Here is a 25,397-nt window from a genome sequence, read left to right on the forward strand (position 1 = left end):
TTTGAGTATGCTAAAAATTGGTCATCGCGGAGCGAAAGGGTATGTGGCTGAAAACACCATCGAATCATTCTTGAAGGCATTTGAATTGGGTGCTGACGGAATAGAATTGGATGTGCATTTGTCTGCCGATGGTGAGGCTGTAGTCATACACGATGAAACAGTGGATAGAACCATCAAAAATGCAGCTGGATTTGTTAAAGATTTTACAGTAGCAGAATTTGAAAGGTTAGGCGTGCCTACTCTGGTTGAGATTTTTCATATGTTACCTGAAGGCAAATTTCTTAATATTGAAATTAAAGATCCAACTGCAGTTGAGGTAGTTGTATATGAGATTGAGAAATTCATTCGACTTGGTGAAATACAACAGCAATTTATAATAGTTTCCAGTTTTGATTGGGATGTGTTAAAACAAGTCAAGAATCTTAATGCTAATATACAGATAGGGGTTTTGACCGAACATAATTTAGAGGATGCTTTGGATTTTGCAAAACAAATCAGTGCTTTTAGTATTCATCCTTTTTTTGAACTCGTCTCCAAAGAAACTGTCCAAAAAATACATGATAACGGATTTCAAATGCATACTTGGACGGTTAATTCCCCCGAAGATATTACCTTTGTCTCTGAATTAGGTGTTGATGCCATTATTTCTGATTTCCCGGATAGATTATGATTGCAAATTATGACGTAGTGATTGTTGGAGGAGGAGCCGCTGGTTTTTTCACGGCGATTAATGTAGTAGAGAATAATCCAAAACTCAAGGTAGCCATTTTGGAGCGTGGAAAGGAAGTACTTTCTAAGGTGCGTGTTTCCGGTGGTGGTCGTTGCAATGTGACGCATGCCTGTTTTATTCCGAATGATTTGGTGAAATTTTATCCAAGAGGAGAAAAAGAGTTGAAAGGACCGTTTCATCAGTTTTGTTCCGGAGATACCATCGAATGGTTTGACAAACACGGAGTCGAACTTAAAATCGAAGAAGACGGACGCATGTTTCCAATAACCGATTCATCACAAACGATTATTGATTGCTTTTTAAACACTAGTAAAAAATTAGGAATTGATGTTCTCACAGGACAAAGTGTTCAGTCTGTTTTTAAAGGCGAAGCGTATTGGAAAATTGAAACCAATCAGCAATCTTTTAAGTGTGATAAATTGGTTATGACAACAGGAAGTAACCCTAAAATCTGGGATATGATGGTGTCTTTAGGGCATTCTATTGTCGAGCCGGTTCCTTCCTTGTTTACATTCAATATCAAAGACGATAGAATTAAAGATTTGATGGGAGTTTCGGCAATCGCTTCGGTTAAAGTGAAAGACAGTAAATTAAAAGCTTCCGGCCCGTTATTAATTACCCATTGGGGTATGAGCGGCCCTGGAATTTTACGATTGTCGGCTTGGGGAGCAAGAGAATTGGCGGCCAAAAATTACCACTTTATTCTTCAAGTGAATTGGTTGAATGATTTGGATTTTGATACTGTCTTAGAGGACTTGAAAGAAATTAAGGAGGAGAATTCGAAGAAAATAGTTTCTAAATTTTGTCCGTTTGAATTTCCGAAGCGTTTGTGGGAAAGTTTGCTAAAAGCCGCTCAGATTAATCCGGATACCAAATGGGCCGATGTATCTAAAAAGCAAATGACCGAACTGGTGAATCAATTAACCAATGGTCAGTTTCAAGTCAACGGTAAAAGCACTTTTAAAGAAGAATTCGTAACGGCAGGGGGTATCGATTTGAAAGAAGTCAACTTCAAAACCATGGAAAGTAAATTGCACCCGAATTTATTCTTCGCCGGCGAAATTTTAAATATTGATGCAATCACCGGAGGATTCAACTTCCAAAATGCCTGGACCGGAGGTTTTATTTTGGCGAATGCGATAACAGAAAAGATACTGGAGTAAGTCTTGGGAAAAGAAAAGTAAGCCTCGGGAAAAGAAAAGTAAGGCTTGGGAAAAGAAAAGTAAGCCTCGGGAAAAGAAAAGTAAGTCTTGGGAAAAGAAAAGTAAGCCTCGGGAAAAGAAAAGTAAGTCTTGGGAAAAGAAAAGTAAGCCTCGGGAAAAGAAAAGTAAGTCTTGGGAAAAGAAAAGTAAGCCTCGGGAAAAGAAAAGTAAGGCTCGGAACAAGAAAAGTAAGGCTTGAACAAGAAAAGTAAGGCTTGGAACAAGAAAAGTAAGGCTTGGAACAAGAAAAGTAAGGCTTGAACAAGAAAAGTAAGGCTCGGAACAAGAAAAGTAAGGCTTGAACAAGAAAAGTAAGCCTTGGAACAAGAAAAGTAAGCCTCAGATCAGGATAAGTAAGGCGCTGACCCAAAGCAATACGGTATAAACCAGAATGTAAACTAATCGTGATTCTAAGAAAACTGTTTTTTAAATGTTTAAATACCAAATACTTCCATTCAGTATAGTTGCGAAACTTACCCAAATTAAATAGGGATACAGTAAATTTCCTGCGAAACGATCTATTTTGTTGAAAGATTTGATGGTTTCATAAAGTACTAACCAAAGTAGGATTATCTCAATAAAGGCCAATAAAGGGTTTTTTAATCCGAAAAATAATAGTGACCAAAGTGCATTCAAAATCAATTGAAAAGCAAAAACGAGAAGGGCATTTTTCGTCTCGGTATTGTTTTTCTGATGTCTCGTCCAAATGATTCCGCAAGCAATACCCATCAAAATATATAAAATGGTCCAAACGGGTCCGAATAGCCAATTGGGAGGATTGAAAATAGGCTTTTCAAGTGTAGGGTACCAATTCGCAATGCTTGCTCTTGTTGGAATACTTGACAAAAAACCTACGGTTAAACAAATTAATATAGTTACGGTGGTTTTACCCCAGTTAATTTTTTTCAAAATTTAATTTTATTTCGTTTACAGGTAAAATTAAAACATTCCTGAACAAAAAAAGTATCTTTGCCAAAATTTTATTTTCATGATTTCGGAAAACGATTTTATAACTTCAGATTATACAGTGTCTATTGAAAAAGGAAATTTCCAATGGAGTGCGCCAAGCAATATTGCTTTGGTTAAATATTGGGGAAAAAAAGACAAACAGATTCCTGCCAATCCATCTATCAGTTTTACGTTGAATAACTGTAAGACAATTACCAAAATGGCTTTCGCTAAAAAAGTAAATGATGGTAGCTTTTCATTTGATTTGTTATTTGAAGGAAAACCGAAAGAGGATTTCAAACCGAAAATCCAGAAGTTTTTTGAGCGTATTTTTGAATATTGTCCGTATTTGAAAGATTTTCATTTTACGATTGATACCGAGAATACGTTTCCGCATAGCTCAGGAATTGCTTCATCGGCTTCAGGAATGGCTGCTTTAGCAATGAATGTAATGAGCTTGGAGAAAGCCTTGAATCCGTCTATTTCCGAAGACTTTTTCTATCAAAAGGCATCTTTATTGGCGCGTTTGGGTTCAGGTAGTGCCTGCCGAAGCGTGAAAGGTGAAGTGGTGGTTTGGGGAAATCATGCTGAAATTGAGGGTAGCTCTGATTTGTTCGGGGTTGAATTTCCATCAGTAATTCACGATAATTTTAAAAAGTACCAAGATACCATTTTGTTGGTGGATAAAGGTGAGAAACAAGTTTCGAGTACAGTGGGTCACGATTTGATGCACAATCATCCTTTTGCTGAAAGGCGTTTTGAACAGGCGCATGAAAATTTGTCGGCGATTAAAAATGTTTTGGAAACTGGAAATGTAGAAGAATTCATTAAAATAGTGGAGAGTGAAGCATTAACGTTACATGCGATGATGATGACTTCAATGCCGTATTTTATTTTAATGAAACCCAATACGTTGCAAATCATTAATGCCATTTGGAAATTCAGAAACGAGACCAATATCCCGGTTTGTTTTACCTTGGACGCCGGTGCGAATGTCCATGTTTTATACCCATATCATACTAAAGAAAAAGTTTTAGAGTTTATTAAGAACGAATTAGTTGGCTATTGTCAAAATGGTCAATATATTTGTGACGAAATTGGACATGGTAGTCAATTGATAATTAATAGTTAACAATTGATGGTTGAAATGAAGTCCGGAAATATTGTAAAAGAAAAATCTTTTGCATTCGCGAAAGAAATAGTTTATCTTTATAAGGTGTTGTCTGAAAATAAGGAGTTTGTTTTGTCAAGACAATTATTACGATCAGGCACATCGATAGGAGCAAATGTGAGAGTGAGCATGCACAGAGTAAAGCTGATTTTATACATAAACTTTCAATCGCTTTAAAGGAAGCAAATGAAACCGAATATTGGTTGGATTTGCTGTATGAAACTGAATTTCTGACTGAAGTGCAATTTCAAAATTGTAAAACAAAGATAATCGAGATATTGAGACTGCTTACGAGTATTATCAATACTTCAAAAAACAGATAATTATCAATTATTCATTATTAATTGTCAATTAAATATGAAAGGACCTCTATTTTACTCGAAAATCCTACTTTTCGGAGAGTACGGAATCATCAAAGATTCTAAAGGGTTAGCTATTCCTTATAACTTTTATAATGGTGCATTGAAAATTGAAGAAAACCCTTCTTCTGAAGCCATAAAATCCAACGAAAGCTTAAAACGTTTTGCTTCCTATTTGGAAGAATTACAATCGGAACAACCGCAATTGGTGACTTTTAATTCGGATGCTTTACAATCAGATGTGATGAACGGAATGTATTTCGATTCAAGCATTCCACAAGGATATGGTGTAGGAAGTAGTGGCGCTTTGGTTGCGGCGATTTACGATAAATATGCAAATAATAAAATCACGGTGTTGGAAAATTTAACACGTGAAAAATTGTTACAGTTGAAAGCTATTTTTTCTCAAATGGAATCTTTCTTTCACGGGAAAAGTTCAGGTTTGGATCCGTTGAATAGCTATTTGAGCATTCCGATTTTAATCAATTCTAAAGATAATATTGAAGCTACAGGAATTCCTACCCAAAGTACTAACGGTAAAGGTGCGGTTTTCTTGTTGGATTCGGGAATTGTAGGCGAAACAGCGCCTATGGTGAATATTTTTATGGAAAATCTTAAAGAAGAAGGTTTCCGTAAAATGTTGAAATCACAATTCATCAAATATACTGATGCTTGTGTAGAAAATTTCCTGCACGGAGACATGAAATCGTTGTTTTCGAATACTAAAAAATTATCTAAAGTTGTATTGAACAACTTTAAACCAATGATTCCGGAACAGTTTCACCAAGTTTGGCAAAATGGAATTGATACGAATGACTACTATTTAAAATTATGTGGTTCAGGTGGTGGAGGCTATATCTTAGGCTTTACACAAGATTTGGCAAAAGCTAAAGAATCGTTAAAAAATTATAAGTTGGAAGTGGTATATCAGTTTTAAAAAATAACTTTAAACTTTTATAACTTTAAACTTTCAACTAAAACATGCTTACCAGAAGGACAAAATTATTACTGATGAAAATTCTCAGTTTGTTTTCTGTGGTACGTGGATATAATATTCCTATAATTGTTTTAGCACAATATTTGTCTTCTATTTTTATTCTAGCGCCCGAAAAGAGAGCATTGGATGTGATTTTGGATTGGAGATTGTTTATATTGGTTTTTGTTTCTACTTTGACAATTGCTTCAGGATACATTATCAACAATTTTTACGATTCAGAAAAAGATTTAATCAATCGCCCGAATAAATCCATGTTGGATCGTTTGGTGAGTCAAAAAACAAAACTTCAGGTGTATTTTGCACTTAATTTCCTGGCTACTGCATTAGCTTTTATTATTTCATTCAGAGCTTCACTTTTTTTTGCAGTTTATATTTTTCTGATTTGGTTTTATTCACACAAGCTAAAGAAATATCCCATCATAGGAAATCTAACCGCTTCTTTATTGGCGGTGTTGCCTTTCTTTGGAATTTTGATGTATTTCAAAAATTTCTATTACGTTATTTTTGCTCATGCTTCTTTTTTATTGTTGCTGATATTGATTCGTGAAATGATCAAAGATTTGGAAAATATTAAGGGAGATGTGGCGAATAACTATCAAACCATTCCTGTACGTTTTGGAGAGAAAGTTTCCAAGCAAGTGATTACCACTTTGACTATTGCTACAGTTATTCCGGTATACATTCTGATCGAAAAATTTGATGTTGGCTATATGGACATCTATTTTTACATCACTTTTATTGTATTGATTGGTTTCTTGTTTAAACTATGGAAATCTAATCTGCATTCGGATTATGTGCATCTTCACAATGCTCTTAAAATATTAATTGTTGCTGGAGTTTTCTGTATTGTTTTAATCAATCCGGAGGTCTTAATTCACGGAAGAGCTCTTTTGCGTCTGTAATTTTTTAATTTTCTTCTAAATCGAAGAAAGTCTAAAATTTAGTTGCTAGACGAAGTCAAAGAACAGTTGTGAAGTTTATTAATGGGCAAATTAATGGCATTAAACATAGGGTAATTTAGTAAACGTTTCTTTATCAAATAAGAAGTAAGTCATTCGAACTTTTTAATTTGCTATCTTTGCAAAAAGATTTTGAAAAATGAATAACGGAAGAGGGAATAGTAAACGCAATACAACAGGTAAATCAAGTGCGGGAGGTAAAAGACCAAGCGCGGCTGCTAAATCAGGATTTAAAAAAGGAGTCACTAAATCGGATGCTCCAAAATCAAAACCATTTTTTGATAAAAAACCCAAAGCGGTTAAAAAAGAGAAAACTGATGATATTCGTTTGAATAAATACATTGCTAACTCGGGCGTGTGCTCTCGTCGTGATGCAGATATCTACATCCAGTCCGGAAACGTAAAAGTAAACGGGGAGGTAATCACCGAGATGGGTTACCAAGTAAAACCGGGAGATGTGGTTAATTTTGATGGAAGTATTGTTATTCCTGAAAAAAAGGAATACATTTTGTTGAATAAACCAAAAGGGTTTACAACTTCAAAAGACGAGGATGCAAGCGCAAATAATGTATTGGATTTAGTACGTAGTGCGACCAAGGCAAAACTACAGCCTGTTGGACGTATGGATAAAACAACTACAGGTTTGTTGTTGTTTACAAATGATACCGATATGGTTCGTAAGTTTACAGAGCCAAATCAACGTTCTTCAAAAGTGTATCAGGTTTCTTTAGACAGAAACTTGAAATATGAGGATTTGGAAAAAATCGCTTCTGGAGTTACCATTGATAATCATAAAATTTGGGTTGAAGAGATTTCATATGTTGAAAATGCTCCGAAATCTGAAATTGGAATCAAAATGAAAACCAGTAATGTGAAAGTGGTTCGTAATATTTTCGAACATTTAGATTATAACGTGTTAAAGGTAGATCGTGTTGTATTTGCTGGTTTAACAAAGAAAAATATCGGAAGAGGTTATTGGCGTTTTCTAACCGAACAAGAGATTATCAACTTGAAAAATAGTTAATTTGAAAAGCATAATTTTAAAATTCCTGTTAAATATTTAACGGGAATTTTTTATTTAGATAGGTTTCGGCTAGTTTTATGCTGCCAAAAATAAAGAACCATGAAAAGAATAACTATTTTCGGAATTGCGATGTTGGGTTTACTTCAATTCACCAGTTGTTCCAAAAAAACAAGTCAAGATTTTAAAACACTATCTCAGAATTATTTCAAGGAGAAAAACGAATTGGATCCTTTGAATGCAACGCTTAACGGACAAAATGATTTCAATGATCAGTTTGTTTTTGAAATGACGGATACCTATCGTCAGAAGCAAGCGGTGTTCTTTGATAAATACCAAAAAGAGTTGTCCGCTTACGATTTGACAAATCTCTCCGAAGAGGAAAAAATTAGTTATGAAATTATAAAATGGGAGACAGAAGTTGGTCAGGATTTGTTAAAAACTGAAGCCAATTTAATGCCGGTTCATCAATTTTCCGGAACACATTTAACCATGACACAGTTTGCAAGTGGTACTGCAGCACAGCCATTTCAAACAGAAAAGGATTATCGTAATTTCTTGAAACGAATGGATGCCTACAGTGTTTGGATTGATTCGGCTGTTGTTTATATGAAAAAAGGGATGGCTAAGAAGTTGGTTTTACCGAAAGCATTAACAGAGAAATTGATTCCGCAGTTTGAAGATCAAATTACTGCTAAAGTCGAGGATAATTTGTTTTACTCGACGATTAAAACTATGCCAAAAGAGTTTTCGGTAACTACCAAAGAGCAATTAGCGTCGGAGTACAGTACAATGATTACTGATAAATTGATGCCTCAGTATCAGAAAATGACTGATTTCTTAAAAAATGAATACTTGCCTGCTTCAAGAGCAACAAGTGGTCTCGGAAGTTTAGCTGGTGGTGATGCTTTGTACGCTGGTTATGCCAAACAATGGACAACCACTACTATGTCTATTCCTGAAATACACGAATTGGGTTTGAAGGAAGTAGCGCGATTAAAAGCGGAAATGGAAAAGGTTAAAAATGAAGTAGGATTCAAAGGTACAATTGTTGAATTTTTCAATCATGTGCGAAATAAAAGGGAATTGATGCCATTCAAAAAACCGGAGGATGTTGTTGCTAATTTCAATGCCTATCATAAAAGAATCAAACCTAATGTAGATAAATTGTTTGCCTTACAACCAAAAACTCCTTTTGAAGTAAGAAGAGTTGAAGCATTTAGAGAAAAAACGGCGAGTGCTGAATATATTCAAGGTAGTGCAGATGGAACACGTCCTGGTATTTTTTATGTGCCTATTCCAGATGTAACGAAATACAATTATTATGGGGACGAAGATTTGTTTTTGCATGAAGCAATTCCTGGACATCATTTTCAAATTTCATTGCAACAAGAAAATGAAGATTTACCTGACTTTAGACGTTTCAATTGGTTTGGTGCTTATGGAGAAGGATGGGCATTATATACTGAAAGTTTAGGGAAGGAATTGGGCTTGTATGAGGATCCGTACCAATATTTCGGAATGTTAGGTAACGAAATGCATCGCGCCATTCGTTTGGTGGTCGATACGGGCTTGCATTCGAAAGGATGGACTCGTGAGCAGGCGATTCAATATTCATTGGAAAATGAAGCCGAAAGCGAAGCTAGTATCATTTCAGAAGTGGAACGTTATATGGCAATTCCTGGACAAGCATTGTCTTATAAAATTGGGCAGTTGAAAATTATGGAGCTCCGCAAAAAAGCATCTGTTGCGATGAATGATAAATTTGATATCAAAGTCTTTCATCAGAAAGTATTGGAGTCCGGAGTTATGCCTTTGGCACTTCTGGAAAGTAAAATCAATAATTGGATTACAACGGGAACTTAATTTCCCGTTTTTTTTGTGCTTAAAAATAGCTATTTACAAATAAAGTAGGTAAATTCAGTATAAATTATAATTGAGGATTGTACTTTTGTAATATGAATTTGAATATCAAAAAAATACTGTACAAAGGGTTAAAAATTAGCGGAATAACAATTGGTTCTGTTTTGCTTCTAATGTTTCTTTTACCCCTGCTTTTTCCCGGTAAAATTGCCGAGGAAGTAAAGTCATTTGCAAATAAAAAGCTAAATGGCGAACTCAATTTTAAAGAAGCAAATTTGTCTTTTTTTAGCCATTTTCCATCTTTAACACTAACCTTGACCAATTTTTCACTAAAAGGTTCGGTGCCTTTTCAAAATCAAAATTTAGTTAAAGCACAAGATGTTGCGTTTGGTGTGAATATCAAAAGCCTTCTTTTTGAAAGCGCGGTAAAGATCGATGAAATTTATGTTTCTGATGCAGAAATGAATGTTTTGGTGGATGAAAAAGGTCAGGCAAATTATAATGTATATGTTTCGGAAAAACCTACCAAAAAAGAGAAATCGGGTGAAACCTCTCTTCGTTTGGATCGCATTCAAATCGAAAATACACATTTAATATACAATGATAAATCGGCTAACATCTTAATTAATGCGTTAGGATTTAATTATTTAGGAAAAGGTGATTTTGATAAGGCAATCTTTGATTTGGAAACGGAAGCCCAGATTGATTCTTTTGATTTTGCTTTCGGCGGTGAAGAATATTTGAAAAATAAAAAAGTAAATGCGGAGTTGATTACGCAAATCAATACCAATTCCTTGGCTTTTGTTTTTCAACAAAATAACTTGATAATTAATCAATTGCCAATTGACTTTATAGGGAAATTAAATTTCCTGAAAAGTGGATATGATTTGGATTTTAAAGTGGAATCGAATGACAGTGAACTACATGATTTCTTTACCGCATTGCCACCTCAATATGTTAAGTGGCTTGAGAAAACTGAAATCGGAGGAAAAACGGATTTGTTGTTGACCTTGAAAGGAATTTATAACGTAGAAGAAAATAAAAAACCGGATTTGGCATTTGCCATGAATATTAGAAATGGTTTAGTAAATTATAATCAATCGCAAAACCCTGCGTCGAATTTGATGTTGCAATTGGATACAAAATTGCCCTCATTGGATGTGAATCAACTTTTGGTCAAAATTACACCGCTTTCGTTTAGTATGGGTAAGGATTACTTTAATGGTGTTGTTGAAACCGTAGGTTTGACATCTCCTTCCATCAAAGCGACAATTAAATCTGATTTAGATTTGAAGAAATTGCATTCGGCTTTAGGAATCCAAAACATGGATTTTTCAGGTAAGCTAATTGCTGATGTGAAAGCTAATGGAATCTATAACAAAGAAAAAAGATTGTTTCCGGTGACAAAGGGTAGTTTTATCCTTCAAAAGGCAAGCCTTAAAACGCAATGGTATCCAAATCCAATTTCGAATATTGATTTGACAGCAAATGTGAGTAATACATCTGGTCAGTATAAAGATTTGAATGTTAAAATTACCCCAGCTTCTTTCGATTTTGAAGGTAAGAAAATGTATGTAAATGCTTCATTTGAAAATTTTGATGATGTTATTTATGATGTGAAAGCAAAAGGAGAGATTGATTTGGGAAGGGTTTATAAGGTTTTTTCTCAAGAAGATTTGAATATTGAAGGTTTTGTAAGAGCAGATTTATCATTGAAAGGTAGACAAAGTGATGCAACAAGAGGGAATTATAATCGTTTGCGAAATAGTGGTACGTTGTTTTTACAGAATATCAGTACAACTTCTGCATATCTTCCAAAGCCCTTTGTGATTAAGGAAGGGTTGTTTACATTCAATCAGAATTCGATGTCTTTTAAGAACTTTTTGGCTTCTTACGGGCAGTCCGATTTTAAAATGAACGGGCAAATGCAGAATACTATCAACTTTGTAATGTCTGATAAAGCAATTTTAAAAGGAGAATTTAAAGTGGAATCCAATTATATCAATGTTGATGAATTCATGTCAGGATCTTCAATAGGCTCGGAATCTGACTCGTCTAAAAATAGTTCTTCTTCATCTTCTGGTGTGGTGGTTGTGCCGCCAAATTTTGATTTTAGTCTGTTGACCAATTTTCGCAAGGTGAATTTTGATGGGCTGAGTATCAATAATCTGACAAGTTATCTGAGAATGGGTAAGGGTGAAATCCAACTGAAAAATATGGGATTTAATTTGATTGGTTGTTCTACTAAAATGAATGCGTCTTACAAGAATATCGGTACACAAAAAGCAGTTTTTGATTATAAAATTACAGCGAATGAATTTGACGTAAAAAAAGCGTATAACGAGGTGAAAATGTTTCGTGATATGGCGCCAGCTGCAAAAACAGCCGAAGGTATTGTTTCGTTAGATTATAATGTGGCCGGTTATTTGGATAAAAATATGAACCCAATCTATCCTTCTTTGAAAGGTGGTGGGGTATTGTCGGTGAAGAAAGTAAAGATGAAAGGTTTTAAGTTGTTTAACGCAGTTAGTAAAACAACAGAACACGAAGGGATTAAAAATCCTGATCTTTCAGAAATAGATATCAAGACGGTGGTGAAAAACAATATAATGACCGTAGAGCAGTTTAAGTTCAAAGTGGCGGGATTTCGACCGAGAATTGCCGGGCAAGCTTCTTTGGATGGAAAATTGAATCTTAAAATGCGTTTAGGTTTGCCGCCTTTGGGTATTATAGGAATTCCATTGAAGATAACCGGTACTCAGGATAAGCCTATTGTTAAGATAGGGAAAAAATCAGACGATTTGGAAGAGACAGAATACAATGAATCTACTGGTGATACTATAAAAAAAGCCAATCCGTAAGGATTGGTTTTTTTTATGAAAACAAAAAACCCGAATATTGCTATTCGGGTTGTAAGTGGTGCCTCCAGGAATCGAACCAGGGACACATGGATTTTCAGTCCATTGCTCTACCAACTGAGCTAAGGCACCATTATGTTTGCTTTCGTTAAGCGTGTATTGCTTGTTGATTGCGGGTGCAAATATAGAACCATTTTTCATTTATCCAAAACAATTTTTTAAAAAAATCTATTTGTACCTTAGCCGAATCAATATTTGAATTTATGATTTTAACCATAGATGTAGGTAATACCCGAATTAAAAGTGCTGTTTTTGAGCAAAATACGTTAATTGAGAACTCTGTTTTTTTGCTTTCTGAGTTTCAAATTTCAGTCGAAAAAATTTTAAAAAAATTTCAAAAAATTTCAGTTTTGGTCATTGCATCGGTTGGAAAAATTGAAAAAGAGGCCTTAGATGTCTTTTCAGATAAGGTAAAAATCTATGTTGTTGATCGCGACAAAGCGTTTCCGTTTGTAAATAATTATGCGACGCCATATACTCTAGGGATTGATAGGATGGTTTTAGCTTCGGGAGCTGTTCTGCACTATCCTAATCAAAATAGGTTAGTTATTGATGCAGGAACTTGTGTGACTTATGATTTTATAGATGCTGAAAACGTATATCATGGTGGTGCAATTTCTCCAGGAATGCGATTGCGATATGAGGCAATGCATAATTATACTGCGAAGTTACCGTTGTTGATGTTGGAAGAACCCTCAAGTGTTGTTGGTAATTCTACCCAACAATCCATGCACTCTGGAGTGGTTAATGGACTTGCTTTTGAAATTGACGGCTATATTGATGCTCTGAAGTCTCAAAATGAAAACTTTATCATAATTTTAACGGGTGGTGATGCTAATTTTTTGGCTAAACGATTAAAAAATACCATATTTGCCAATTCAAATTTTCTACTGGAAAGTTTGCATTATTTATACCAATATCAAATCAACAATGATTAAGAAAATAATTTTAGGAAGTGTATTCCTTTTTTCATTACATACTTTTGCTCAAGAAGGAACTGCTTCGCCATATTCATCTTATGGGATTGGAGAAGTTAGGTTCAAAGGAACAGTCGAAAACAGATCGATGGGTAGTTTAGGAATTGTGAATGACAGTATTCACATTAATTTGTTAAATCCAGCTTCATTTTCATCTTTGAAATTAACCACTTTTACAGTAGGTGGTACTTATTCTCCAACAAAATTAGAAACAACAGAAGAGGAGCAAAAAGCAAGAAGAACAAGTTTTGATTATTTGGCAATGTCATTCCCTGTTAGTAAAAAATTAGGGATTAGCTTAGGGTTGATGCCTTATTCATCTGTTGGGTATAAAATCGTGAACGTTACAGATACAGAAGGAACGAAATTTACGGGCATAGGTAATGTGAATCGTTTTTTTGCTGGTGCAGGATATCAAATCACCAAAGAACTAAGTGTTGGTGCTGATTTGTCATATAATTTTGGACGTATTGAAAAAAGTGCAGTTTTTATATCTTCTGATATCCAATTTGGTACAAGAGAGATTAATGTTGCCGAGTTAAATGGACTTACATTTAAAACGGGATTAAGTTTTAAAACGAAAATTAAAAAATATGACTTTGTTTCTGGATTGACATTTGTTCCAACTTCGGTGCTTAATTCAGATAACGCAAGAAACATCGCAAAGATTACCTATAGCCAGTCAGGAGACGAAATAGTATGGGATTCTGAAGATGTGGAGATTCCTAATTCGGAAATTCGTTTGCCTTCTAAGTTGGCCTTGGGTGCTGGTTTTGGGTTGGACAAAAAATGGTTTATTGGAATGGAATCTACTTTTTCGAGTAAAGGAGATTATGCTGTAACGTATCCTAATGCTTCTTACGAAAGTGCGACCAAAATTGCTTTAGGAGGTTATTATATACCAAAATACAATTCGTTTTCGAGTTATTTTGATCGAATTACTTATAGAGCCGGACTTAGATATGAAAATACTGGGTTAATCGTGAACAATCAATCTATAAAAGATAAAGCGTTGACTTTAGGTTTTGGAGTGCCAATCGCAGGAACTCTTTCAAATATCAATATTGGGATTGAATACGGTAAACGAGGAACTGTTGACGCGGGATTGGTTCGTGAAAACTACATGAACTTTTCGGTTGGTTTGTCTTTCAACGACAAATGGTTTGTAAAACGTAAATTTGATTAATAAGTGACTTTGTTATTTCAAATACAATGGATGAAAAAAGTGATGTTGTTAATTGCAACAGCACTTTTTTTAGTTTCTTGTGAAAGTAATTTTAAAGAAGTACAAAAAATTAATATCACCGAATTAAATCCAGTCGGTGAAGCTCAGCAATTTAACTTGAAATATACCGATTCAGGTAAGATTAAAGCGGTTTTGGTTTCTCCACAAATGCTTGATTTTTCTCATCTTGAATTTCCGTTTACAGAGTTTCCTAAAGGAATCGATGTTACAATTTACGATGATGCTGGAAATAAAAACTTTGTTAAGGCCAATTATGCCATTTCATATGCTGTGTCAAGTATAATCGAATTGCAAGGGAATGTGAGTATTACAACGCATGATGGGAAAAAGCTGGAAACCGAGCAATTGTATTATGATCAGAAAAACGAATGGTTTTTCACGCAAAAAAACTATGTGTTTACAGATAAAGGAAGTGTGATTAAAGGAGTTGGTATCGACTTTAGTAAAGACTTCAAGTATTTGGATTCACAACAAATTATAGGGAATTACAGTCTTTAAAAACAAATAATATGAATTATATGAAGTATACGCAATATGCGTATTTAATAGCGGGAATTGTGTTGTTGGTAGATGGTGTTATTAAATTGAATACTGCCGACGCTAATGCGTATTTGATTTTAGCGATGGGAGTTTTGGCGATTGGTTTGTTCTTCTTTCGTAGAAAATTTGCTAAAAAATTCGAGGACAGAAATAAGAATCAATAAAAAATTAAACTTTCTATTAAAATAAAAGCGAACATCTTTTATTATTTCATAGATAATTGTATTTTCGCCCACTGAATAAAAAAATAAAATAATATAATGGCAGTTTTATCTAAAATTAGACAACGTTCATTGCTGGTAATTTCTATTGTTGGATTATCATTGTTTGCGTTCATTATCGGAGCTTTAATCGAAAATGGCGGTTTCGGGACTGGGTCTAGAAACGCTGGTACTATTAATGGATCTGATATTTCTTATGAAGACTTTAGAATTAAAGTTGACAACGCTCAAAAAAGTCAGCCAGGCATGTCGATGATGCAGGCTACAAATGGAGTTTGGGAACAAGAAGTGAGAAGAGTATTGTTGGAAAATCAGTTTGAAAAATTAGGATTGCGTTTAGGAGATGATCAATTGATTTCTGTGATTCAGGATGATCCTCAGTTTGCTCAATTCAAAGGACCAAACGGAAAATTCGATAAAGGAAGATTTAACGAAATGGTATCTTCTTTCAAACAATCTCCGGAAAGATGGCAACAATGGTTGAATTATGAAAAATCACTGGCGCAGTTTGCAACTGAGCAGATGTATAATTCAATCTTAAAGTCTGGAGTTTACACTACGAAAGCAGAAGGTAAATTCAACTATGAACTAGAGAATAACAAAGTTACTTTTGATGTAGTTGCTGTTCCTTATACAACTATTGACGATAAGAAAGTGGAATTGACTGATGATGAAGTTATCGCTTACATGAAGAAAAACGAGAAAAAATTCAAAGCGGAAGAATCTCGTGAATTGGAATATGTTTTAGTGGAAGACAAAGCATCAGCTGCTGACGAAAAAGCAATTAAAGATAAAATCAACGGTTTGTTAAGCGCTTCTGTAATGTACAATGAAGCTACTGGTAAAAATGATACTGTTGCTGGTTTCAGAAATACAACAAAAATAGCTGAGTTTGTAAATGCAAATTCTGATATCAAATACGATTCAACGTATATTGCTAAAAACGAATTGCCTATAGATCATGCTCAGGCTTTATACAATAGTGCTCCGGGTTCTATTTACGGACCATATGTTTTTGGAGATTATTACTGTATATCAAAAGTAATTGCTAAAAAAGCAGGTATCAATGTTAAGTCAAGCCATGTGTTGGTTGCTTACAAAGGTGCAATGCGTTCGCAATCGAATATTACTAAAGAGGAAGCAAAAGCAAAAGCGGATGGAATTTTAGCGCAAGCACAAGCTAATCCAGGTTCATTCGCGATGTTAGCTTTTACAAGTTCTGATGATACTGGTTCAAAACAACAAGGTGGAGATGTAGGTTATATCACTAAAGATGCTGGTTTTGCTCAAAAATATAAAGATTTTGTTTTCGGTAACCCAGTGGGTAAAATTGGATTGGTTGAAACAGAATTTGGTTACCACATTATCAATGTAACAGATAAACAAGACGGTATTCGTTTGGCGACAATCGCAAGAAAAATTGTTCCTTCTGAAGCTACAAGCAATGAAAATTTTACAAAAGCTTCTCAGTTTGAAATTTTAGCAAATGACAAAGATTTTGCTCAAGCAGCTAAAGAAAGTAAATTGACTGTTGCGCCAGTTGCTAAAGTATTAGCATTGGATGAAAATATTCAAGGAGTTGGTCCTCAGAGAGAAATCGTACGTTGGGCATTTGGTGCAAGTGAAGGTGATGTAAAACGTTTTGAAACTTCTGCTGGTCATGTTGTAGCGCGTTTGAAGAAAGTGAATCCTAAAGGATTAATGCCAATCGCAGATGCTAAGAATATGTTTGGATATAAATTGTTAAATGAGAAAAAAGCAAAATTAATCGAGGCTAAAATGACTGGAACTACTTTAGAAGCTGTTTCTAAAGCTACTGGATCTCCAGTAAAAGAAGCGAAAGATGTAGTCGCAGCTAACTCTTATATCGAAACTATCGGGCAAGAGCCTAAAGTTGTAGGTACAGCTTTCTCTTTAAAGCCAGGAACTGTTTCTCAGACAATTGCAGGAAATTCAGGTGTATTCAAAATTAAAGTGAAATCTACTGCTAAAGCGCCAGCTGCAAAAGATTATAATGATATCGTGAAAAGAGTAGCGAGTCAGTCAAAAGGATCGTTGGCAGGTAGAGTTTTTAATAACTTAAGAGAAGATGCTGATATCGAAGATAACAGAGCTAATTTCAATTAATTATTGAAATAGTATAAAGATATAAAAGCCGAGCAATGCTCGGCTTTTTTTATAATATCATATTTTGATATTGTATTATTACTTCATACCCTTTTGAAATGAAATAAGGGGATGGGTCTTCTTTAGAAATGACTAAAACAAAGTCGCCACCCCATGCGCCAAGACTTTTTACCACTCCATTGAAATCTGGGAATAAAGCCTCCTGAACCGTTTGCATTTCAAGAATTTGACTCATTTCAACTTCATGTTTCCTAATCGCATTAGCAAAATTTGTAAGTTCTTTGCTTTGAATTACCTCTTGAGTGATCTCGTTTATAGTAGGGATTATTTTGTCAATATCTCCTTGCCTGTTGTAATAGGATGCAATTGCTTCCCGACTGTTTTGTTTTTGATTTAAATAAACAAAATAAATTTTATCTGTAAAATCAGGATCAAAAGTAACTGGCGTCACAGTTGGTGAGCCATTGTTTAATTGATAAAGGAGTGGGCTGTTGTGTTGAGCACAGGCAATGTCATAACCGCTGCCACCAAAACTGTTTTTAAGCAAAGCAAAGGCGTCAATTTGTAGCCATTGGGCTATGTTGTTGATTAAAGTCGACGATGTGCCTAATCCCCATAATTTGGGGAATGTCAGCTCTGTTTTTATTTTATAACCAACATTTGGGTGCAATACTTTTGGATTGAGTAAGTAAGCGTGATGCAAAATTGCAATCAGTGTTGATTTGATTTTATTGTCTTCGAATTTGGTTTTTTGTACAATGTCTTCAAATCGAAATTCACTTTCAAACCAAATGCTTCCGTCGCTATCAAAACTTGTCCAATGAAAAGTAGCTGGTAGGCCTTCTTCTATAACAAGATATTGGCCAAACTTTGTCGGTAAAGCAAAAGCCTGAGCGCCATCAAGGACTACATACTCGCCAGTGATTAAAAGTTTGCCATTACTATAAAAGGTTTGTTTCATTGTTTGCTATGGAAAAGGCGGAAGTTATTTTCTAATTTCTGTTAAATAGTCAACTACGGCACTGTGTGTAACCGTGTTTTTTTCAAAATGTTTCACCACTTGCTTGCGTTCTTCTTCGGAAGCATTAAACTGGTTTAAGATGTTCATCAGATGCATTTTCATATGACCTTGTTGAATCCCGGTTGTAGTTAAACTTCGTAAAGCTGCAAAGTTTTGTGCCAAACCTGCTACCGCCACAATTTGCATCAACTCATGAGCAGATGGTTTGTCTAACATTTCTAACGCAATTTTTACCATTGGATGTAAACTAGTTAATCCGCCCACTGTACCTAATGCTAAAGGGATTTCCATCCAAAAAGTAAAAATGCCATTTTCTATTTTAGCATGCGATAGGCTTGAGTATTTTCCATCTTTTGAAGCATAAGCATGAACGCCGGCTTCCACTGCACGGAAGTCATTTCCGGTAGCCAATACAACTGCATCAATACCATTCATGATACCTTTATTGTGTGTTACGGCTCTGTAAGGTTCAATTTCGGCAATACGAACTGCTTGGACAAATTTTTCGGCAAATTCTTGGGGGTTTTCAATGTGTTTTTCTGCTAGTTCCTCAACTTTACACGATACTTCTGCACGTACTAGGCAATTGGGAACATAGTTGGATAAAATACTCATCACGACAGTGATGTTTTTTTCTTCTTCAGTAAACGAATTAAATGTTAGGGCTTCCTCTTTTAATGTTTTGGCAAATTGCTCTAAACATGAGTTTATAAAGTTGGCTCCCATCGAGTCTTTTGTCTCGAAAGTGGCATGTAGCTGGTAATAATTGTCTAACTCGGAAGTTTTGTCTTTTAAAATGATATCAAGAATTCCTCCGCCTCGCTTCTGCATGTTTTTGGTCATGCTTTCGGTTTCGGTAGAGAATTTTGGTTTGATGGTATTGAAGAAGGATTTCAACTTTTCTTTGTCACCTTCGTACATAAAATGCACTTGTCCGATTTTTTCAGTATTGATAACAGTAGCTTTGAATCCGCCTCGACTTCCCCAAAATTTTGCCGATTTACTTGCAGCTGCCACCACAGAGCTTTCTTCGACAGCAAAAGGTATGGTGTAATTTTTTCCGTTAATGGTAAAGTTAGGAGCTACTCCAAGTGGAAGATAAAAATTGGTAATGGTGTTTTCGATGAATTCATCATGCAGTTTCTGTAAAGCAGTATCTGCATTCCAATATTTTTTTATGATTTGGATGGCTTCTTCCGAATTGGAGAAATGTGTGGAAGCAATCCAATTTATTTTTTCTTCTTTGGATAGTTTTGAAAATCCGGAAATACTTTTGGACATTTTTATGTAATTTATTAAGCTGCAAAGATAATCGTAGTGTTCAAAATATCGAGAATAAAAGCGTTTTTAAATTTTACATATTGTTTCAAACTTAAGCTTTTAACAAAATAATATGTGTTTATGTGGGTTTTTTTTACTAAAATTGGGCGTTTTTTTACATCATCAATTCATGAAACAGATACGATTTATTGCGTTATGTCTAGTATTGGCTTCATTTTCAGCCATTGGACAACAAAAACTTACATTAGAGGAAATTTGGGGCGGAGCCTTCAGAACTCAAGGAATGACAGCTTTAGAAGCTATGAAAAACACGAATCAGTATACCGTGTTGAATTTTGACAGAGCCTCCAAAACGTCTCAAATTGATCTTTACGATTTTGCTACTTTGAACAAAGTGTCTACGTTAATCGATACAAAAGATTTTAAACAATTGGAAGGTATAGATAGCTATACTTTTAGTAAAGACGAAAAGAAAATTTTGATTGCTAATAATTCGGATCAGATTTTCCGCCACTCTTTTGTTGCCGATTATTTTATTTATGATACAGCAACTAAATCATTAGCTAAATTAGCAGAATATAAAGTACAGGAGCCAACTTTTTCACCTGACGGAACCAAAATTGGATATGTCTACCAAAACAATATGTATGTGTATGATGTGGCTACAAAGTCCCACAAGCAAATCACTACTGATGGTAAAAAGAATTCCATAATTAATGGTGTGACCGACTGGGTTTACGAAGAAGAGTTTTCTTTTGTTAAAGCGTACGACTGGAATGCGGCTTCTGATAAAATTGCTTTTATTCGTTTTGATGAAACAGATGTTCCTGAATTCTCGATGGATTTTTACAACGAAGGATTATACCCTACACAAAACGTATTTAAATATCCAAAAGCAGGTGAAAAGAATGCTTTGGTTTCTTTGCATATTTACGATGTGAAGTCGGGAGCTACTAAAAAAGTAAATCTGGACAATTACAATGATTTCTATATAGCACGAATCGAATGGACTAATGATGCTAATATAGTAAGCGCACAGGTGTTGAATCGTCACCAAAACAATCTTGATTTATTGTTTGTCGATGGTAATTCAGCTACAGCGAAGGTGGTTTTGAACGAAAAGGATAAAGCTTACGTGGATGTGACTGATAATTTGACATTTCTAAAAGACAACAGTTTTATCTGGACTTCTGAGAAAGATGGTTTCAATCATATTTACCATTATGATAAAACAGGTAAATTAAAAAAACAAATCACGAAAGGTGCTTGGGAAGTAACAAATTACTATGGATTTGATGAAAAATCAGGAATGATTTACTATCAATCGGTAGAAAATGGTTCTATTAATCGTGATGTATATGCAATAAAATTAGATGGAAGTGGTAAAAAACGCTTGTCTACTTCAACAGGAACCAATGCAGCTACTTTTAGTCCAAACTTTCAATATTTCATTAATGCTTTCTCAAGTAGTAAAAATGCACCGAAGTATACTTTGCATGAAACAAAAACAGGAAAATTAATCAAGACAATTGTTTCGAATGAGGTATTGGAAAGTAAATTGGCTGCGTACAATTTGCCATCTAAAGAATTTTTTGAAATTACTACAGAGAAAGGACATAAATTGAATACTTGGATGATTAAGCCAAAAGATTTTGATCCCAATAAAAAATACCCGGTTTTTATGTTTCAATACTCAGGGCCAGGTTCGCAACAAGTAGATAACGCTTGGAATGCAACAGATGATTATTGGTTCATGATGCTAGCACAACAAGGCTATATCGTTGCTTGTGTAGATGGACGTGGTACTGGTTTCAAAGGTGCCGAATTCAAAAAATGTACTCAAAAAGAATTGGGTAAGTTTGAAGTGGAGGACCAAATCGATGCTGCCAAAGTATTTGGAACTTATTCTTATGTTGATAAATCTAGAATTGGTATATTTGGCTGGTCTTACGGAGGATTTATGGCTTCTAACTGTATTTTTCAAGGAGCTGATGTATTCAAAGCTGCTATTGCTGTAGCGCCGGTTACTTCTTGGAGATACTACGATAGTATTTATACTGAACGCTATATGCAAACGCCACAAGAAAATGCAAGTGGATACGATAACAATTCACCGATTAATCATGTGAGTAAATTAAAAGGGAATTTCCTTTTAATTCATGGAAGTGGTGATGATAATGTTCATGTGCAAAATACTATGAAGATGGTTGAAGCTTTGGTTCAAGCAAACAAACAGTTTGATATGGCAATTTATCCGGATAAAAACCACGGTATATATGGTGGAAAAACGAGATTACAGTTGTATACGAAGATGACGAATTTTATTAAAGAGAAACTTTAATTTACTATACTAACCAAAAACAAATAGATTATAAAATGAGCGAAACAGCAAAACAAGGACACCCTAAAGGACTTTGGGTACTTTTCGGAACTGAAATGTGGGAACGTTTCAACTTCTACGGAATGAGAGCGATTCTTACATTATTCATGGTTCATGCATTAATGTTAGGAGAATCTAATGCTTCAATTATTTATGGAGGATTTTTAGCTTTATGCTATTTAACACCGCTATTAGGAGGCTTTGTTTCCGATAAGTATTTAGGTAACAGAAATTGTATACTCCTTGGGGGAACTTTAATGGCTATAGGTCAATTTTTACTTTTCTATAGTGCTACTAGCTATGATACTGATTTAAATACATCTAAAGGTGTTTTTTGGTTAGGGCTTTTAGTGATTATTTTTGGTAATGGTTTCTTCAAACCCAACATTTCTTCGATGGTAGGAAGTTTGTATCCACCACAGGAGAAAACAAAACTAGATTCAGCCTTTACTATTTTCTATATGGGTATTAATATTGGAGCTTTATTGAGTCAGTATTTTGTGCCATTATTTGCAGATGTTAAAGTGAACAATGTTCAAGATCCAACAGTTTTTAAATGGGGTTATTTGATGGCATGTATTGCTATGGTTTTAGGAACTTTAGTTTTCTTTTTCCTGAAAAATAAATATGTTATTACTCCAGAAGGTTTGCCAATTGGAGCAAAACCAAATCAAGATGTAAGTTTAGGACATGTAGAAGAACAAGCGAAGTTTTCATCGAAATCAATTGGTTTGGTTGGATGTTTGTTCGTAGTTCTGTTTTTTATTTTTAGATATCTTCACGTAGGTGAGTTTGGATTTACAAATTTTGAAATCGGAACTTTAGTAAAAGGGATTATTTATCCAATCATTTATGGATCTGGAATTTCTTTGGCTATTTTGATTTTATTAGATTCAACCTTAACTAAAATTGAAATTCAAAGAATTTTAGTAATTTATATTATTTCCTTTTTTATCATATTTTTCTGGGCAGCTTTTGAGCAAGCAGGTTCATCTTTGACATTCATCGCTTCAAATCAGACTGATAGAAAATTCATATTTTGGGAAATGCCTGCTTCAATGGTACAAATCTTTAATGGTCTTTTCGTTGTAATTCTAGCTTTACCATTCAGTTTACTTTGGGATAAATTAAGAGCTTCAGGAAAAGAACCTATTTCGCCTATGAAACAAGCTATGGGATTGGCTTTAATCGCATTAAGTTATTTCATAATCGCTTATAATGTAAAAGATTTAGGGAATTCTGGTTTATTGGCTATTAAATGGTTAATCTTATTATACTTTATCCAAACTCTTGGAGAGTTATGTTTATCACCAATTGGTTTGTCATTGGTAGGTAAATTATCTCCAAAACGATTTGCTTCGTTGTTGTATGGTGTATTCTTTATTTCTAATGCTGCAGGTTATGCTTTGGCAGGAACTTTAGGAGCTTTAATTCCTGCTACAGGAGATAAATTTGAAAAAGCAAAGTCATTAGGTGTCAACTTGCAAGATGTTTTAGATAAGAAAGTAGTATTGAATGCAGAGCAAGTGAAACTATTTGCAGAAAACCAAATTGCAGCAGAATACCCAACTTTTGTTGGATTCACAATTCATAATTTATTTGAATTCTTTATGGTATTTGTTGTATTGTGTGGTATTGCTTCTGTATTGTTAGCTCTATTGACGCCATTATTAAAGAAAATGATGCACGGAGTACGATAATTGCATTAAAAAATAATTTTATATCTTTCAAGCCTGTAACATAGTTACAGGCTTTTATTTTAATACCAAAAAAATTATGTGGAAATCTCATCCTAAGGCACTGCCTTATTTGTTTTTATCTGAAATGTGGGAACGTTTCGGTTATTATTTAATGATTGGAATTTTTACTCTCTACTTAAAAGATGTAGAAACTGGTTTTGCAATGACCGAGAGTGAAGCTTCGGATTTATACGGTACTTTTATTGCATTGGTTTTCTTGACTCCATTCATAGGCGGACTTGTTGCTGATAGATACCTTGGTTATAAATCGTCTATCGTTGCAGGAGGAATAATGATGGGTGCAGGTTATTTAATGATGGGAATTCATAATTTACCTATGTTATATGTGGCAATGACTTTGGTAATTGTTGGTAACGGATTTTTTAAACCTAATATTTCTACTTTATTAGGAAATTTTTATAATGATGATCAATACAAGGCTAAGAAAGATGAAGGCTACAATATTTTCTATATGGGGATAAATGTTGGCGCATTTATTTGTAATTTCTTCGGAGCGGTATTCGAAAATTTATTTGGTTGGGCGGCTGCTTTCTCTGTAGCCGGTGTTGGTATGTTTATCGGTGTTATCGTATTTGTTTTAGGGACGAAACATTATGGAGATAAAACAGCCAAAAAAGGTACACAAGAAGGAGATATGCCATTTTGGAAAATTGTAATGTTTATTTTGGTACCTTCTGTGGTTTTCGGTGTTATTGGGTGGTTGATAAAAGGTGTGGCATCAGAAGTCAATCTTGATAGCGCAATTTTTGGTTCTGATAGTACTGATGCTTTTATATTTGCCTGTATCCCAGTAGTTTTATTCTATTCTAGCCTATACTTTAAAGCCAAGGAGGATGACAAAAGACCAATAGGTGCTTTATTAGCCATTTTTGCAGTTGTTATTTTGTTTTGGGCTGTTTTTAAGCTGAATGGTTCTGCATTAAATAACTGGGGGGATAAATATACAGATAGGGAAGTTACAGGTGTTGCAAAAACAGTTACCGATAAAATTTATCTAACGAAAGAACTGGAATACAAAAAAGACTCAGTAGCACTTTATGATAAGGCTTTCAGAATTCAGAAGGAAAATGGTATAGTAATCAGAGAAATAAATTATCCTTTATATTTTAGAAATGTTGCGCAAGATAAATTGCCAAATGAAGGCGATAAAGTTTCGGTTTGGGCTTCTAATCTTAGTCAATCCATAAATCCTTTTTGGGTGATAGCTTTGACACCACTAATAGTTGCCTTTTTTACTTATTTAAGAGGTCGAAAAAAAGAACCTTCAACACCAACTAAAATTGCATTTGGATTGTTGATTTCTGCATTGTCTGTTTTAGTTATGGTATTGGCGGTGAAAGCAGGGCAGAATGGTTCTGAAAAAGTAAGTGTTCTATGGTTGTTTGCTAATTATGGAGTAATTACAATAGGAGAGTTGTTGCTGTCACCAATGGGACTTTCCGTAGTGTCAAAATTAAGCCCAGTTAATATTACTTCTTTAATGATGGGTGGCTGGTTTTTGGCAACATCAATCGGTAACAAGTTGTCGGGTGTATTAGCTTCTATGTGGGATAAATACGATGATAAAGCGAATTTCTTTTGGGTCAACTTCGGATTGCTAATGTTTGCAACCTTATTGATGTTTGCCTTGTTGAAACAGTTGAATAAAGTAATGAGAGAAAAAGGAATCAATTAGT

The 25,397-nt window shown here is 34.6% G+C and carries 18 protein-coding genes, 1 tRNA gene and 2 pseudogenes; 17 read left to right on the forward strand and 4 right to left on the reverse strand.

What is annotated here, in order from left to right; genetic code table 11:
• Positions 1–7: 7 nt before the first annotated feature.
• Both ACS8MM_RS15315 and ACS8MM_RS15320 read left to right on the forward strand, forming a co-directional pair.
• On the forward strand, positions 8–670 hold the full coding sequence (locus tag ACS8MM_RS15315) for a glycerophosphodiester phosphodiesterase (protein WP_379718583.1): 663 nt from the start codon (positions 8–10) through the stop codon (positions 668–670).
• A complete protein-coding gene (locus ACS8MM_RS15320) occupies positions 667–1,893 on the forward strand; it encodes an NAD(P)/FAD-dependent oxidoreductase (RefSeq protein WP_379718586.1) in 1,227 nt (408 codons plus the stop codon). The genes ACS8MM_RS15315 and ACS8MM_RS15320 overlap by 4 nt, the downstream gene beginning before the upstream one ends.
• Before the next feature lie 465 nt (positions 1,894–2,358).
• Here the strand turns inward: ACS8MM_RS15320 and ACS8MM_RS15325 are convergent, their stop codons facing one another.
• Positions 2,359–2,841, reverse strand: a complete 483-nt coding sequence (locus ACS8MM_RS15325; protein ID WP_379718590.1) for a TspO/MBR family protein — start codon at positions 2,839–2,841, stop codon at positions 2,359–2,361.
• A 79-nt stretch (positions 2,842–2,920) separates the two neighbouring features.
• Between ACS8MM_RS15325 and mvaD the strand changes: the two genes are divergently transcribed.
• The 7 genes and pseudogenes from mvaD to ACS8MM_RS15360 all read left to right on the forward strand — a co-directional run bounded on the left by mvaD (position 2,921) and on the right by ACS8MM_RS15360 (position 12,111).
• Positions 2,921–4,012: a diphosphomevalonate decarboxylase gene (gene mvaD, locus ACS8MM_RS15330; protein WP_379718593.1), complete on the forward strand. Its 1,092-nt coding sequence runs from the start codon at positions 2,921–2,923 to the stop codon at positions 4,010–4,012.
• Between the two features lie 15 nt (positions 4,013–4,027).
• Positions 4,028–4,374 (forward strand): annotated as a pseudogene (locus tag ACS8MM_RS15335) (four helix bundle protein).
• Positions 4,375–4,408: 34 nt separating this feature from the next.
• A complete protein-coding gene (locus ACS8MM_RS15340; RefSeq protein WP_379718596.1) occupies positions 4,409–5,347 on the forward strand; it encodes a mevalonate kinase family protein in 939 nt (312 codons plus the stop codon).
• Between the two features lie 44 nt (positions 5,348–5,391).
• Positions 5,392–6,309 (forward strand): geranylgeranylglycerol-phosphate geranylgeranyltransferase, encoded by a 918-nt coding sequence (locus tag ACS8MM_RS15345; RefSeq protein ID WP_379718599.1) that lies wholly within the window; start codon positions 5,392–5,394, stop codon positions 6,307–6,309.
• A 196-nt stretch (positions 6,310–6,505) separates the two neighbouring features.
• Positions 6,506–7,390: a pseudouridine synthase gene (locus ACS8MM_RS15350; protein WP_379718602.1), complete on the forward strand. Its 885-nt coding sequence runs from the start codon at positions 6,506–6,508 to the stop codon at positions 7,388–7,390.
• 99 nt (positions 7,391–7,489) lie between these two features.
• A complete protein-coding gene (locus tag ACS8MM_RS15355; protein WP_379718605.1) occupies positions 7,490–9,253 on the forward strand; it encodes a DUF885 domain-containing protein in 1,764 nt (587 codons plus the stop codon).
• A 92-nt stretch (positions 9,254–9,345) separates the two neighbouring features.
• Positions 9,346–12,111: an AsmA family protein gene (locus ACS8MM_RS15360; protein WP_379718608.1), complete on the forward strand. Its 2,766-nt coding sequence runs from the start codon at positions 9,346–9,348 to the stop codon at positions 12,109–12,111.
• Between the two features lie 56 nt (positions 12,112–12,167).
• On the opposite strand, the gene ACS8MM_RS15365 is transcribed toward ACS8MM_RS15360, so the two are convergent.
• A tRNA-Phe gene (locus ACS8MM_RS15365) sits at positions 12,168–12,240 on the reverse strand.
• A 131-nt stretch (positions 12,241–12,371) separates the two neighbouring features.
• On the opposite strand from ACS8MM_RS15365, the gene ACS8MM_RS15370 reads away from it, so the two are divergent.
• The 5 genes from ACS8MM_RS15370 (at position 12,372) to ACS8MM_RS15390 (ending at position 17,279) form a co-directional block, all read left to right on the forward strand.
• Positions 12,372–13,106 carry a type III pantothenate kinase gene (locus ACS8MM_RS15370; protein WP_379718612.1) on the forward strand — a complete coding sequence of 245 codons (735 nt, stop codon included), beginning with the start codon at positions 12,372–12,374 and terminating at the stop codon, positions 13,104–13,106.
• Complete coding sequence (locus ACS8MM_RS15375) at positions 13,099–14,331, forward strand: hypothetical protein (protein WP_379718615.1); 1,233 nt, start codon at positions 13,099–13,101, stop codon at positions 14,329–14,331. The genes ACS8MM_RS15370 and ACS8MM_RS15375 overlap by 8 nt, the downstream gene beginning before the upstream one ends.
• 30 nt (positions 14,332–14,361) lie before the next feature.
• Positions 14,362–14,889, forward strand: a complete 528-nt coding sequence (gene lptC / locus ACS8MM_RS15380; protein ID WP_379718618.1) for an LPS export ABC transporter periplasmic protein LptC — start codon at positions 14,362–14,364, stop codon at positions 14,887–14,889.
• Positions 14,890–14,900: 11 nt separating this feature from the next.
• Complete coding sequence (locus tag ACS8MM_RS15385) at positions 14,901–15,095, forward strand: hypothetical protein (protein ID WP_379718621.1); 195 nt, start codon at positions 14,901–14,903, stop codon at positions 15,093–15,095.
• A gap of 96 nt (positions 15,096–15,191) precedes the next feature.
• Positions 15,192–17,279: a peptidylprolyl isomerase gene (locus ACS8MM_RS15390; RefSeq protein WP_379718624.1), complete on the forward strand. Its 2,088-nt coding sequence runs from the start codon at positions 15,192–15,194 to the stop codon at positions 17,277–17,279.
• A 49-nt stretch (positions 17,280–17,328) separates the two neighbouring features.
• Here ACS8MM_RS15390 and ACS8MM_RS15395 read toward each other — a convergent pair whose 3' ends face one another.
• Entirely contained in the window at positions 17,329–18,240 is a 912-nt protein-coding gene (locus ACS8MM_RS15395) for a GYDIA family GHMP kinase (protein WP_379718627.1), read from the reverse strand.
• 24 nt (positions 18,241–18,264) lie between these two features.
• Positions 18,265–19,602, reverse strand: a pseudogene (locus ACS8MM_RS15400) (hydroxymethylglutaryl-CoA reductase, degradative); the annotation flags it as partial.
• A 148-nt stretch (positions 19,603–19,750) separates the two neighbouring features.
• Between ACS8MM_RS15400 and ACS8MM_RS15405 the strand changes: the two are divergent.
• The 3 genes from ACS8MM_RS15405 (at position 19,751) to ACS8MM_RS15415 (ending at position 25,396) form a co-directional block, all read left to right on the forward strand.
• Positions 19,751–21,922: a S9 family peptidase gene (locus ACS8MM_RS15405; protein WP_379718630.1), complete on the forward strand. Its 2,172-nt coding sequence runs from the start codon at positions 19,751–19,753 to the stop codon at positions 21,920–21,922.
• 35 nt (positions 21,923–21,957) lie between these two features.
• Entirely contained in the window at positions 21,958–23,661 is a 1,704-nt protein-coding gene (locus tag ACS8MM_RS15410; protein WP_379718633.1) for a peptide MFS transporter, read from the forward strand.
• Between the two features lie 76 nt (positions 23,662–23,737).
• Positions 23,738–25,396: a peptide MFS transporter gene (locus ACS8MM_RS15415; protein ID WP_379718636.1), complete on the forward strand. Its 1,659-nt coding sequence runs from the start codon at positions 23,738–23,740 to the stop codon at positions 25,394–25,396.
• Position 25,397: the final 1 nt, after the last annotated feature.

The organism is Flavobacterium sp. MAHUQ-57, assembly GCF_051908335.1.
In the GTDB taxonomy this organism is placed as follows: domain Bacteria; phylum Bacteroidota; class Bacteroidia; order Flavobacteriales; family Flavobacteriaceae; genus Flavobacterium.

Coding starts and splice junctions, on each gene's coding strand:
- ACS8MM_RS15405 (WP_379718630.1), top strand. CDS start 19,751: ATGAAACAGATACGATTTATTGCGTTATGTCTAGTATTGGCTTCATTT.
- ACS8MM_RS15340 (WP_379718596.1), top strand. CDS start 4,409: ATGAAAGGACCTCTATTTTACTCGAAAATCCTACTTTTCGGAGAGTAC.
- lptC (WP_379718618.1), top strand. CDS start 14,362: ATGAAAAAAGTGATGTTGTTAATTGCAACAGCACTTTTTTTAGTTTCT.
- ACS8MM_RS15350 (WP_379718602.1), top strand. CDS start 6,506: ATGAATAACGGAAGAGGGAATAGTAAACGCAATACAACAGGTAAATCA.
- ACS8MM_RS15345 (WP_379718599.1), top strand. CDS start 5,392: ATGCTTACCAGAAGGACAAAATTATTACTGATGAAAATTCTCAGTTTG.
- ACS8MM_RS15355 (WP_379718605.1), top strand. CDS start 7,490: ATGAAAAGAATAACTATTTTCGGAATTGCGATGTTGGGTTTACTTCAA.
- ACS8MM_RS15360 (WP_379718608.1), top strand. CDS start 9,346: ATGAATTTGAATATCAAAAAAATACTGTACAAAGGGTTAAAAATTAGC.
- ACS8MM_RS15415 (WP_379718636.1), top strand. CDS start 23,738: ATGTGGAAATCTCATCCTAAGGCACTGCCTTATTTGTTTTTATCTGAA.
- ACS8MM_RS15375 (WP_379718615.1), top strand. CDS start 13,099: ATGATTAAGAAAATAATTTTAGGAAGTGTATTCCTTTTTTCATTACAT.
- ACS8MM_RS15410 (WP_379718633.1), top strand. CDS start 21,958: ATGAGCGAAACAGCAAAACAAGGACACCCTAAAGGACTTTGGGTACTT.
- ACS8MM_RS15320 (WP_379718586.1), top strand. CDS start 667: ATGATTGCAAATTATGACGTAGTGATTGTTGGAGGAGGAGCCGCTGGT.
- ACS8MM_RS15315 (WP_379718583.1), top strand. CDS start 8: ATGCTAAAAATTGGTCATCGCGGAGCGAAAGGGTATGTGGCTGAAAAC.
- mvaD (WP_379718593.1), top strand. CDS start 2,921: ATGATTTCGGAAAACGATTTTATAACTTCAGATTATACAGTGTCTATT.
- ACS8MM_RS15385 (WP_379718621.1), top strand. CDS start 14,901: ATGAATTATATGAAGTATACGCAATATGCGTATTTAATAGCGGGAATT.
- ACS8MM_RS15395 (WP_379718627.1), bottom strand. CDS start 18,240: ATGAAACAAACCTTTTATAGTAATGGCAAACTTTTAATCACTGGCGAG.
- ACS8MM_RS15390 (WP_379718624.1), top strand. CDS start 15,192: ATGGCAGTTTTATCTAAAATTAGACAACGTTCATTGCTGGTAATTTCT.
- ACS8MM_RS15370 (WP_379718612.1), top strand. CDS start 12,372: ATGATTTTAACCATAGATGTAGGTAATACCCGAATTAAAAGTGCTGTT.